At 65.8% G+C, this 11,478-nt stretch carries 14 protein-coding genes; all 14 read left to right on the forward strand.

Features of this window, described 5'->3' with window-relative positions:
- Nucleotides 1-86 precede the first annotated feature (86 nt).
- Nucleotides 87-698 (forward strand): cob(I)yrinic acid a,c-diamide adenosyltransferase, encoded by a 612-nt coding sequence (gene cobO / locus ACW4TB_RS25370; protein WP_012313146.1) that lies wholly within the window; start codon nucleotides 87-89, stop codon nucleotides 696-698.
- Nucleotides 695-1,990, forward strand: a complete 1,296-nt coding sequence (locus ACW4TB_RS25375; RefSeq protein ID WP_012313147.1) for a cobyrinate a,c-diamide synthase — start codon at nucleotides 695-697, stop codon at nucleotides 1,988-1,990. The genes cobO and ACW4TB_RS25375 overlap by 4 nt, the downstream gene beginning before the upstream one ends.
- Nucleotides 1,987-2,637: a 5,6-dimethylbenzimidazole synthase gene (gene bluB / locus ACW4TB_RS25380; RefSeq protein ID WP_012313148.1), complete on the forward strand. Its 651-nt coding sequence runs from the start codon at nucleotides 1,987-1,989 to the stop codon at nucleotides 2,635-2,637. Before ACW4TB_RS25375 ends, bluB begins: the two co-directional genes overlap by 4 nt.
- Nucleotides 2,634-3,542, forward strand: coding sequence for an adenosylcobinamide-phosphate synthase CbiB (cbiB, locus tag ACW4TB_RS25385; RefSeq protein ID WP_279931459.1), 909 nt, complete (start codon nucleotides 2,634-2,636; stop codon nucleotides 3,540-3,542). Before bluB ends, cbiB begins: the two co-directional genes overlap by 4 nt.
- Nucleotides 3,535-4,527, forward strand: coding sequence for a threonine-phosphate decarboxylase CobD (gene cobD, locus ACW4TB_RS25390; RefSeq protein ID WP_254467263.1), 993 nt, complete (start codon nucleotides 3,535-3,537; stop codon nucleotides 4,525-4,527). The genes cbiB and cobD overlap by 8 nt, the downstream gene beginning before the upstream one ends.
- Entirely contained in the window at nucleotides 4,524-5,978 is a 1,455-nt protein-coding gene (locus ACW4TB_RS25395) for a cobyric acid synthase (RefSeq protein ID WP_012313151.1), read from the forward strand. The genes cobD and ACW4TB_RS25395 overlap by 4 nt, the downstream gene beginning before the upstream one ends.
- A 1-nt stretch (nucleotide 5,979) precedes the next feature.
- Nucleotides 5,980-6,501: a bifunctional adenosylcobinamide kinase/adenosylcobinamide-phosphate guanylyltransferase gene (gene cobU / locus ACW4TB_RS25400; RefSeq protein ID WP_254467265.1), complete on the forward strand. Its 522-nt coding sequence runs from the start codon at nucleotides 5,980-5,982 to the stop codon at nucleotides 6,499-6,501.
- Complete coding sequence (gene cobT, locus ACW4TB_RS25405; RefSeq protein ID WP_012313153.1) at nucleotides 6,498-7,553, forward strand: nicotinate-nucleotide--dimethylbenzimidazole phosphoribosyltransferase; 1,056 nt, start codon at nucleotides 6,498-6,500, stop codon at nucleotides 7,551-7,553. Before cobU ends, cobT begins: the two co-directional genes overlap by 4 nt.
- Complete coding sequence (gene cobC, locus ACW4TB_RS25410; protein ID WP_279931423.1) at nucleotides 7,550-8,119, forward strand: alpha-ribazole phosphatase family protein; 570 nt, start codon at nucleotides 7,550-7,552, stop codon at nucleotides 8,117-8,119. Before cobT ends, cobC begins: the two co-directional genes overlap by 4 nt.
- Before the next feature lies 1 nt (nucleotide 8,120).
- Nucleotides 8,121-8,855 (forward strand): adenosylcobinamide-GDP ribazoletransferase, encoded by a 735-nt coding sequence (locus tag ACW4TB_RS25415; RefSeq protein WP_279931421.1) that lies wholly within the window; start codon nucleotides 8,121-8,123, stop codon nucleotides 8,853-8,855.
- Between the two features lie 63 nt (nucleotides 8,856-8,918).
- A complete protein-coding gene (locus ACW4TB_RS25420; RefSeq protein WP_012313156.1) occupies nucleotides 8,919-9,323 on the forward strand; it encodes a MarR family winged helix-turn-helix transcriptional regulator in 405 nt (134 codons plus the stop codon).
- A 63-nt stretch (nucleotides 9,324-9,386) separates the two neighbouring features.
- The gene (locus ACW4TB_RS25425; RefSeq protein ID WP_279931419.1) at nucleotides 9,387-10,589 is read left to right on the forward strand and encodes an MFS transporter; all 1,203 of its coding nucleotides are present in this window, start codon (nucleotides 9,387-9,389) and stop codon (nucleotides 10,587-10,589) included.
- Nucleotides 10,586-10,708 carry a hypothetical protein gene (locus ACW4TB_RS25430; protein WP_012313158.1) on the forward strand — a complete coding sequence of 41 codons (123 nt, stop codon included), beginning with the start codon at nucleotides 10,586-10,588 and terminating at the stop codon, nucleotides 10,706-10,708. Before ACW4TB_RS25425 ends, ACW4TB_RS25430 begins: the two co-directional genes overlap by 4 nt.
- 46 nt (nucleotides 10,709-10,754) lie before the next feature.
- Nucleotides 10,755-11,306, forward strand: coding sequence for a glutathione peroxidase (locus ACW4TB_RS25435; RefSeq protein WP_042111225.1), 552 nt, complete (start codon nucleotides 10,755-10,757; stop codon nucleotides 11,304-11,306).
- Nucleotides 11,307-11,478: the final 172 nt, after the last annotated feature.

The following is an 11,478-nucleotide window of genomic DNA, read 5'->3' on the forward strand; positions in this document are numbered from 1 at the left end:
CTGGCCACGGCTCCTGCGCGTTCTCCGTCTGCCCGCCTATCGACCTGTCGCCGTATTTTGCGGGGCGACAGCCTGCGGAGACCCCCATGAGCGAAACCACCGAACGCGACGAACGCCACCTGGCGCGCATGCAGCGCAAGAAGGCGATCATCGACGAGCGCATCGCCAATTCCCCTAATGAGTGCGGCCTGCTGCTGGTGCTGACCGGCAATGGCAAGGGCAAGAGCAGCTCGGCGTTCGGCATGCTCGCCCGCGCCCTGGGCCATGGCATGCAGTGTGGTGTGGTGCAGTTCATCAAGGGCCGCAACAGCACCGGCGAGGAGCTGTTCTTCCGGCGCTTCCCCGAGCAGGTGCGCTACCACGTGATGGGCGAAGGCTTTACCTGGGAAACCCAGGACCGCCAGCGCGACATCGCCGCTGCTGAGGCAGCCTGGGCGGTTTCGCGCCAGCTGCTGCAGGACCCGAGCGTCCAGTTCGTGGTGCTCGACGAGCTGAACATCGCCCTCAAGCACGGCTACCTCGACCTCGATCAGGTGCTAGGCGACATCCAGGCGCGTCCCCCCATGCAGCATGTGATCGTCACTGGCCGCGCGGCCAAGCCCGAAATGGTCGAGCTGGCCGACACCGTCACCGAGATGGGCATGCTCAAGCATGCCTTCCAGGCGGGTATTCGCGCGCAGAAGGGCGTCGAACTGTGAGTCAGGCGCGCCACTGCCCAGCCGTTCTGATCGCAGCACCGGCATCTGGCCAGGGCAAGACCACCGTGACCGCGGCTCTGGCCCGCTTGCACCGTAACCTGGGGCGCAAGGTCCGTGTATTCAAATGCGGGCCTGATTTTCTCGACCCGATGATCCTCGAGCGTGCCAGCGGGGCGCCGGTGTACCAGCTCGACTTGTGGATGATCGGTGCGCAGGAAAGCCGGCGCCTGCTGTGGGACGCTGCGGGTGAGGCCGACCTCATCCTGATCGAGGGCGTTATGGGCCTGTTCGACGGCACCCCTTCCAGTGCCGACCTGGCGCGCCACTTCGGCGTGCCGGTTCTTGCCGTGATCGATGGTACGGCCATGGCCCAGACCTTTGGTGCACTGGCCCTGGGGCTGGCGCGCTACCAGGCCGACCTGCCGTTCGCTGGCGTGCTAGCCAACCGTGTCGGCAGCCTGCGCCATGCGCAGTTGCTCGAAGGTAGCCTGACCGAAGGCCTGCGCTGGTACGGCGGGCTGTCGCGCGAGCGCGGTATCGAGCTGCCCAGCCGCCACTTGGGGTTGGTTCAGGCCAGCGAGCTGAATGACCTGGATGCGCGCCTGGACGCTGCCGCCCAAGCACTGGGCAGCAGCTGCGATGCCGCATTGCCGCCGCCGGTGGCATTCGCCGCGCCGGACGTACCGTCCTGCACCGCCTCGCTGGCGGGTGTGCGCATTGGCATCGCCCGGGACGAAGCGTTTGCCTTCACCTACGGCGCCAACCTCGACCTGCTGCGCAACCTGGGCGCACAGCTGGCGTTCTTCTCGCCGCTACACGACCGCGAGCTGCCCGTCGTGGACAGCCTGTACCTACCGGGCGGCTACCCTGAGCTGCATCACCATGCGCTGGCCGCCAACGCACCGATGTGCGCCGCGATCCGTGCGCACCACGGGGCAGGCAAGCCGTTGCTGGCCGAGTGCGGCGGCATGCTTTACCTGCTCGATGCCCTGACCGATGTGGCCGGTGAGCGTGCAGCGCTACTTGGCCTGCTGCCCGGCGAGGCGACCATGCAGAAACGCCTGGCGGCGCTGGCCCTGCAGGCTGTGGAACTGCCCGAAGGCACCCTGCGCGGCCACACCTACCACCACTCGCTGACCAGCACCGAACTGCAGCCCATTGCCCGCGGCCTGAGCCCCAACGGCGGGCGCGGCAACGAGGCGGTCTATCGCCTTGGGCGGCTCACTGCATCCTATGTGCACTTCTATTTCCCCTCCAACCCTGAGGCGGCGGCAGCGCTGTTGCGGCCATGAGCGAGCACGCCTTCAGTGATGCCGAACGCGCGGCCGTCTACCGGGCAATCGGCGAGCGCCGCGACATGCGCCACTTCGCCGGCGGCAGCGTTGCGCCTGAAGTGCTCGGCCGCCTGCTCGCTGCCGCGCACCAGGCCCCCAGCGTTGGCCTGATGCAGCCTTGGCGTTTCATTCGCATCAGTCAGAGTGAGCTGCGCGGGCGTATTCAGGCGTTGGTGGAGGAGGAGCGGGTGCGCACTGCACACGCCTTGGGCGAGCGCACCGGCGATTTCATGAAGCTCAAGGTAGAAGGCATCAACGACTGCGCCGAAGTGTTGGTGGCGGCGTTGATGGATAACCGCGAGCCACACATTTTCGGCCGCCGGACCTTGCCCGAAATGGACCTCGCCTCGCTCGCCTGCGCCATTCAGAACCTGTGGCTGGCGGCCCGCGCTGAAGGGCTGGGGCTGGGCTGGGTCTCGCTGTTCGACCCACAGGCACTGGCCGCGCTGCTGGGGATGCCTGCCGGTGCCAAACCGGTGGCGGTGCTGTGCCTGGGGCCTGTCGCCGAATTCTATCCGGCACCCATGCTGGTGATGGAAAACTGGGCCGAAGCACGGCCCCTGAGCGACATGCTCTATGAAAACCAATGGGGAGAGCGCCCATGAGCGTCGCCTTGCTGACCGTGGCCGGCGTGGCCCTGGATGCATTGTTCGGCGAGCCGAAGCGGCGCCATCCGCTGGTGGCCTTCGGTAACCTGGCGTCGAGCCTGGAGCAGCGCCTGAATGCCGGTGGGCGCGGTTGGCGCAGCCATGGCGTGAGTGCCTGGTTCCTGGCAGTGGTGCCCTTGACCCTGGTGGCGCTGATTCTCTCCTGGCTGCCCTATATTGGCTGGCTGGTAGACGTGCTGGCGCTGTATTGCGCGCTGGGCCTGCGCAGCCTTGGCGAGCATGTGCTGCCGGTAGCCAGTGCCTTGCGCCAGGGTGATCTGGAGGAGGCGAGGCGCCGCGTCGGTTACCTGGTCAGCCGCGAGACCCGCGAGCTGGATGAGCCGGCCGTGGCCAGGGCCGCAACCGAATCGGTGCTGGAGAACGGCAGCGATGCGGTGTTCGCCGCGCTGTTCTGGTTCATCGTGGCCGGCGCTCCGGGCGTGGTCCTGTACCGCCTGAGCAATACTCTGGATGCCATGTGGGGCTACCGCAATGAACGTTTTGAACGCTTCGGCTGGTGCGCGGCGCGCATCGACGATGTACTCAACTATGTTCCCGCAAGGCTGGTGGCACTGACCTACGCCTTGCTCGGCAAAACCCGCCTGGCCCTGGCCTGCTGGCGCAACCAGGGGCCGTTGTGGGACAGCCCCAACGCCGGGCCGGTGATGGCGGCCGGTGCCGGTGCGCTGGGTGTCGAACTCGGTGGCCCGGCGGTGTATCACGGCGAGCTGCACGAGCGCCCGCGCCTGGGCGAAGGGCCGATGGCCGATGCCGGTGCCATCGAGCGCGGCTGGGCCCTGGTGCAGCGTGGCGTGTGGTTGTGGTTGCTGGTGATCTGCGTGGGAGCTTACTGCAATGCTTGAACATGGCGGCCGACTGCTCAAGGCAGTACGGCAATACGGGATTGCACGGGAGGACTGGCTCGACCTGTCCAGCGGTATTGCGCCGTGGGCTTACCCGGTGCCGCCGATCCCGGCGCACGCCTGGGCGCGACTGCCCGAGACCGAAGACGGTCTCGAAGAGGCGGCCCGACAGTATTACGGTGTTGGCCAGTTGCTGCCGGTAGCGGGCTCGCAAGCAGCGATCCAGGCCCTGCCGCATCTGCGCCCGAGCGGTCGCGTGGGGGTGCTGTCGCCGTGTTATGCCGAGCATCCGCAGGCCTGGCAACGGGCCGGGCATCAGCTGATCGAGCTGGATGAAAGCCTGGTCGAGGCGTATCTGGACAGCCTCGATGTGCTGGTGCTGGTCAACCCGAACAACCCGACCGGTCATCGCGTGCCCCCCAACCGCCTGCTTGCATGGCATGCCCGCTTGGCCGAGCGTGGCGGCTGGTTGGTGGTCGATGAAGCCTTCATGGACAACACGCCCGAGCACAGCGTGGTCGGTTGTGCCGACCGGCCGGGGCTGATTGTGCTGCGCTCGTTCGGCAAGTTCTTTGGCCTGGCGGGTGTGCGGCTGGGCTGCGTGGCGGCCGAACTGCCGTTGTTGCGGCGCCTGGCCGACCTGCTTGGCCCATGGACCGTCAGCGGCCCGACCCGGGTGCTGGCCCAGGCGTGTTTCGCCAACCTGGCAGCGCACCCGCTGCAGATCGAGCGCTGTGCCCACGCCAGCCAACGGCTTGCCACGCTGCTGGAAAGCACCGGCCTGACACCAGCGGGTGGTTGCGACCTGTTCCAGTACGTACGCTGTGAGCACGCAGCGCACTTGCATGACTTTCTTGCCCGCCGCGGCATCCTGGTGCGCCTGTTCGAACAGCCACCTGCCGTGCGCCTGGGCCTGCCCGCCAGCGCCGCTGAAGAGCAGCGCCTGGCCCAGGCCCTGGCCGATTATCAGAAGGAAACGGCATGACCACCCTCATGGTGCAAGGCACCACCTCCGATGCCGGCAAGAGCACGCTGGTTACCGCCCTGTGCCGTTGGCTGCTGCGCCAGGGGGTGGCCGTGGTGCCGTTCAAACCGCAGAACATGGCACTCAACAGCGCGGTGACTGCCGACGGCGGCGAGATCGGTCGCGCCCAGGCGGTGCAGGCCCAGGCTTGCCGGCTGGCGCCGCACACCGACATGAACCCGGTGCTGCTCAAGCCCAACAGTGACACCGGCGCCCAGGTCATCATCCATGGCCGCGCGGTCACCAGCATGAACGCGGTGGCCTATCACGACTACAAGGCTATCGCCATGCAGGCGGTGCTGGCCTCCCATCAGCGCCTCAGTGGCGAGTACCCGGTGGTGATGGTCGAAGGTGCGGGCTCGCCTGCCGAGATCAACCTGCGTGCGGGTGACATCGCCAACATGGGTTTTGCCGAAGCGGTCGACTGCCCGGTGATTCTGGTTGCCGACATCAATCGCGGCGGCGTCTTCGCCCACCTGGTCGGTACCCTGGAACTGCTGTCGCCGACCGAGCAGGCCCGGGTCAAGGGCTTCGTCATCAACCGTTTCCGTGGCGACATTGCCCTGCTGCAGCCAGGCCTGGACTGGCTGGAGCAGCGCACGGGCAAGCCGGTGTTGGGTGTGCTGCCTTATGTCACCGACCTGCACCTGGAGGCCGAAGACGGCATAGATGTACGCCAGGGGGCCAAGGATGAGCGCGTGCTCAAGGTGATCGTGCCGGTGCTGCCGCGCATCAGCAACCACACCGACTTCGACCCGCTGCGCCTGCACCCCCAGGTGGACCTGCAGTTCATCGGCCCTGGCCAGCCGATTCCGCCTGCCGACCTGATCATCCTGCCTGGCTCCAAAAGCGTGCGTGGCGATCTGGCGCAACTGCGCGAGCGCGGTTGGGACACCGCCATCGCCCGGCACCTGCGCTACGGCGGTAAGCTCATCGGTATCTGTGGCGGCCTGCAGATGCTGGGCCGTGAGGTGCATGATCCGCTCGGCCTCGAGGGGCCTGCCGGGTCCAGCCCGGGGCTGGGCCTGCTCGATTACGCCACGGTGCTTGAGGCCCAGAAGCAGCTGCGCAACGTGGCGGGGGCTTTGAGCCTCGAACAGTCGCCCGTGGCCGGTTACGAGATCCATGCCGGCGTCACGCAAGGCCCTGCGCTGCAGCGCCCTGCCGTGCAACTGGCCGATGGCCGCAGCGACGGCGCCATCAGTGCCGACGGGCAGATCCTCGCCACTTACCTGCATGGCCTGTTCGAAGGCAGCCAGTCGTGCGCAGCGCTGCTGCGCTGGGCGGGCCTGGCGGACGTGCAGCAGATCGATTATGAGGCCCTGCGCGAGCGGGATATCGAGCGCCTGGCCGACCTGGTGGAAAAGCACCTGGACACCGCGCATCTGCGAAAACTTTGTGGGGTCGCCTGACATGCGCAACCTGATCCTCGGCGGTGCCCGCTCGGGCAAGAGCCGCCTGGCCGAGCAATTGGCAGCCGACAGCGGCCTGCCGGTGACCTATATCGCCACCAGCGAACCCCTGGATGGCGAAATGAACGAACGGGTACGCCTGCACCGCCAGCGCCGGCCAAGCGATTGGGCGCTGATCGAAGAGCCGCTCGCCCTGGCTGGCGTGCTGCGTGCCGAAGCGGCTGAGGGGCGCTGCCTGCTGGTGGACTGCCTGACCCTGTGGCTGACCAATCTGCTGATGCTCGATGACGTTCAGCGCCTGGCCCAAGAGCGCGATGCATTGCTCGACTGCCTGGTGCAATTGCCCGGCGTGATCATTCTGGTCAGCAATGAAACCGGCCTGGGCGTAGTGCCCATGGGCGAGCTGACCCGGCGCTATGTCGACCAGGCCGGCTGGCTGCACCAGGCCGTCGCCGAACGTTGCCAGCGGGTGGTACTCACCGTCGCCGGCCTGCCCCTGATGCTCAAAGGACCTGCTCTATGAACCCGACCTGGTGGCGTGACGCCTGCCAACCTCTCGATACCGCCGCCATGGACCAGGCCCGCGCCCGTCAACAGCAGCTGACCAAACCTGCCGGATCGCTCGGCCAGCTGGAAGCCCTGGCAGTGCACCTGGCCGGGCTGCAGGGGGTTGAACGACCGAACCTGGATCAGGTCGCCATCACTATTTTCGCCGGTGATCATGGCGTGGTCGAGGAGGGTATTTCGGCCTATCCGCAGGCGGTGACCGGGCAGATGCTGCGCAATTTCGTCGGCGGCGGCGCGGCGATCAGCGTGCTGGCGCGCCAACTGCAGGCAAGCCTGGAAGTGGTCGATCTCGGCACCATCGACCCACATCTGGAATTGCCGGGTGTTCGCCACCTGCGCCTGGGGAGCGGTACCGCCAACTTCGCCCGCCAGCCGGCGATGACCGAGGTGCAGCTGCGCTCAGCCCTGCAAGCCGGCCGAGACAGCGTCCTGCGCGCTGCCCAGAGCGGCGCGCAGCTGTTCATCGGTGGCGAGATGGGCATCGGCAACACCACGGCTGCTGCGGCGCTGGCCAGCACGCTGCTGGGCTGCCCGGCGCGCGAGCTGAGTGGCCCGGGCACTGGCCTGGACACCGCTGGCGTACGCCACAAGGCTGAAGTGATCGAGCGTGCCCTGGTGCTGCATGGCCTGCGTGCCGACGACCCGCTGCAGGCGCTGGGCTGTGTGGGTGGTTTTGAGATCGCCGCTCTGGCCGGCGCCTATCTGGCCTGTGCACAGCAGGGCATTGCAGTGCTGGTGGACGGTTTCATCTGCAGCGTCGCCGCGCTGGTAGCCGTGCGCCTCAACCCGCAGTGCCGGGCCTGGTTGCTGTTTGCCCACCAAGGTGCCGAGCCAGGGCACAAGGCGTTGCTCGATGCCTTGCAGGCCGAGCCGCTGCTGGCCCTGGGCCTGCGCCTGGGCGAGGGCAGCGGTGCGGCGCTGGCGGTGCCACTGTTGCGCCTGGCCTGCGTGCTGCACGGGCAGATGGCGACCTTTGCCGAAGCAGCCGTAGCGGACCGCCCGGTATGATCCTCGACCTGCTGCGCCACGGCGAAACCGAACAGGGTGGCGGCTTGCGCGGCAGCCTGGACGATGCTCTCACCGAGCTGGGCTGGGCGCAGATGCGCAGTGCCTTGGGTGATCGCGCCGCTTGGGACGTACTGGTCAGCTCACCCTTGCAGCGCTGTGCGCGGTTTGCCGATGAGCTGGGTGAACGGCTGGGTTTGATGGTGCAGCGCGAGGCCGATCTGCAAGAGTTGCATTTCGGTGAGTGGGAAGGGCGCAGCGCCTTGCAGATCATGCAGACGCAAGCGGATGAGCTCGGGCGTTTCTGGGCCGATCCTTACAGCTACACGCCGCCCGGCGGTGAGGCCGTCAGTGCCTTCGCTGAGCGGGTGCTGGGTGCTGTCGCCCGCCTGCACCAGCAGCATGCCGGCAAGCGGGTGTTGCTGGTCACCCACGGTGGCGTCATACGCCTGCTGCTGGCACGTGCCCGTGGTCTGCCCAAAGAGCAATTGCTGCAGGTCGAAGTGGGGCACGGCGCGCTGATGGGCCTGCGGCTGCATGAAGATGGGCAACTGGAAGAGGTGGGCTGAGATGCTGCCGTTCTGGATTGCCCTGCAGTTCCTCAGCAGCCTGCCGGTACGCTTGTCGGGGATGCCCGAACCACGCGAAATGGGGCGCTCACTGCTGTGCTACCCACTGGTCGGCCTGCTGTTCGGCCTGCTGCTGTGGCTTGCCAGCCATCTGTTGCAAGGCGCGCCGGCACCTTTGCACGCGGCGTTGCTGTTGACGCTGTGGGTACTGCTCAGCGGTGCGCTGCACCTGGACGGCCTGGCAGACAGTGCTGATGCCTGGCTAGGTGGGTTCGGCGATCGCGAGCGCACGCTTAAGATCATGAAGGATCCGCGCAGCGGGCCGATTGCGGTGGTGACCCTGGTGCTGGTGTTGCTGCTCAAGTTCTGTGCGTTGTGGGTGCTGGTCGAGCGCGGCGCAGGTGCGCTGCTGGTGCTGGCGCCGGTGGTGGGGCGTGCGGCGATGCTTGGCCTGTTCCTTGGTACGCCCTACGTGCGCCCGGGCGGCCTGGGGCAGGCGCTGGCCGAGCACCTGCCGCACCAGGCTGCTGGCTGGGTGCTGCTGGGCAGTCTGCTGCTGTGCCTGCTGCTGGGCGGCTGGAGCGCGATCTGGCCGATGGCGCTGGCGCTTGGCGTGTTCTTGTGGTTGCGACGATTGATGTGTCAGCGGTTGGGCGGGACAACCGGCGATACTGCCGGGGCGATGCTGGAGTTGCTGGAGCTCACCGTGGTGTTGGGGCTGGCGTTAGCGACTTGAGTGGCTGCTTGGCGCAATTGAAACTTCTTGCAACATCCATAGTGCGGGTATATACACGTAATCATGTTGACCAGTGAATGCATCTGCACCCATCTGCGTCGCGCTGCCCGTGGGGTGAGCCGGCATTACGACGAAGCCCTCGTTGGTTTTGGCATTAATGTCGCCCAGTTTTCCCTGCTGCGCCATCTGCAGCGCCTCGACCGGCCGAGTATCACCACCCTGGCTGAAGCCATGGGCCTGGAGCGTAGCACCCTTGGCCGCAACCTGAGGGTGCTGGAGGCCGAAGGCTTGGTGGCCTTGGCTGAGGGGGACGACCAGCGCAACCGTGTTGTGCTGTTGACGGACGCGGGGGCGAGCCGCCTGCAAGCAGCTTACCCAGCCTGGGAGCTGGCACAGCAGGCGTTGGTGCAGCGATTGGGTGAAGGGCAGCGCGACCAGTTGGTGCGCTTGCTGGCGCAACTGGCTTGATCCAGTTTGATTCAAAGCGGGTATATACCCGCATAACCTTATGATGTGCTGGAGATAACGACAATGACTTCGGTTTGGCGAACCAGCGGGTGGGTACTGGCGGGGGCGGCGTTGATCTTGGCGTTGTCCCTTGGTGTCCGGCACGGCTTCGGCTTGTTCCTGGCGCCGATGAGCGCCGATTTTGGTTGGGGCCGTGAGGTTTTCGCGTTCGCCATCGCCCTGCAGAACCTGATCTGGGGGTTGGCGCAGCCGTTTGCCGGCGCGTTGGCCGACCGCTTGGGCGCGGCGCGGGTGGTCATCATCGGCGGCATTTTGTATGCCGCCGGTTTGCTGCTGATGAGTACGGCCGACTCGGCCTGGTCGCTGTCACTCAGTGCCGGTCTGCTGATTGGTATCGGCCTGTCGGGCACCTCGTTCTCGGTCATTCTGGGCGTGGTCGGCCGGGCGGTACCGGCTGAAAAACGCAGCATGGCCATGGGCATTGCCAGCGCAGCAGGCTCGTTCGGCCAGTTTGCCATGCTGCCCGGCACTCTGGGCCTGATCGAATGGCTTGGCTGGTCGGCAGCGCTGCTGGTGCTTGGCCTGCTGGTGGCATTGATCGTGCCCTTTGTCGGGCTGCTGCGTGACCGCCCGTTGCCTGCCCACGGTGGCGAACAGACGTTGGGCCAGGCGTTGCATGAAGCCTGCTCGCACTCGGGTTTCTGGCTGCTGGCGCTGGGCTTTTTCGTCTGCGGCTTCCAAGTGGTATTCATCGGCGTGCACTTGCCGGCCTATCTGGTCGACCAGCACCTGGCGGCAACCACCGGTACTACCGTGCTGGCGCTGGTCGGGCTGTTCAACATCGTAGGTACCTACACGGCGGGCTGGCTGGGTGGGCGCATGTCCAAGCCGCGCCTGCTCACGGCACTGTACCTGTTGCGCGCGGTGGTGATCGTGCTGTTCCTCTGGGCACCGGTGACCCAGTTCAGTGCCTATCTGTTCGGCATTGCCATGGGCCTGCTGTGGCTTTCGACCGTACCGTTGACCAACGGCACCGTGGCCACGCTATTTGGTGTGCGTAACCTGTCGATGCTGGGCGGCATTGTCTTCCTGTTCCATCAGCTGGGTGCCTTCCTCGGCGGTTGGCTTGGGGGTGTGGTGTACGACCGTACCGGCAATTACGATCTTGTCTGGCAGATTTCGATATTGCTCAGTCTGCTGGCTGCAGCACTCAATTGGCCGGTGAGTGAGCGGCCTGTTGCCCGTCTGCAGGCCCGCGCGGCATGAACCGCTACCTGGCTGGCGGGTTGCTGGCCCTGGGGGGCGCGCTGCTGCTGGTGCTGGCGTGGTGGGGCTGGCATCGGGGCGGTATGGCCCTCATGCAACTGGGCATGGGTGTTTGTTAAGCGCTACTCTGCAAGTTCTAGGATCGTCTTGCATAGGAGTCTTTTGATGCGTGCATATGGGTTGATGATGCCGTTGCTGGTTATGTTCGCTGCCGGTTCTGCCTGGGCGGCGGATTGCCCGGCGTTGCTGCAGGGCAGCCTGCCGGAGTTGCGTGGCAAGGGCGAGGTCGACCTTTGCCAGCGTTTTGGCGGCAAGCCGTTGGTGGTGATCAACACAGCCAGTTATTGCGGGTTTGCGCCGCAGTTCGAGGGGCTCGAGAGTACCTACAAAGAGTACAACGAGCAGGGGCTGGAAATGCTCGGCGTACCGTCCAACGATTTCAAGCAGGAAGATGCTGACAGCGAGAAGACGGCCAAGGTCTGTTATGCCAATTATGGCGTGACGTTCACCATGACCAAGACCCAGTCGGTACGGGGCAAAGATGCGATCCCGCTGTTCGTGGGGCTGGCGGAGCAGAGCAGTGCTCCGAAGTGGAATTTCTACAAGTACGTGGTTGACCGCAAAGGCAAGGTGATTGCCAACTTCTCCAGCCTGACCAAACCGGATGATCCTGAGTTCAAGGCGGCGATCGAGAAGGCGATTGCATCGCAGCCATAACCCCGCGCTCTTGTTTTTGCTTTGCTTGTGATTTGCAGCCATCGCCGGCAAGCCAGCTCCCATAGGGGCCGCGCAGACCTCAAGAACTGCGCGGCCCCTGTGGGAGATTCTATGGTTGAAAACAACGGTCTTTAGGCCGTTCTGCTTACGTATTCCTCCTTCTTCTTCATCA

The sequence above is a fragment of the Lelliottia jeotgali genome (assembly GCF_977070485.1).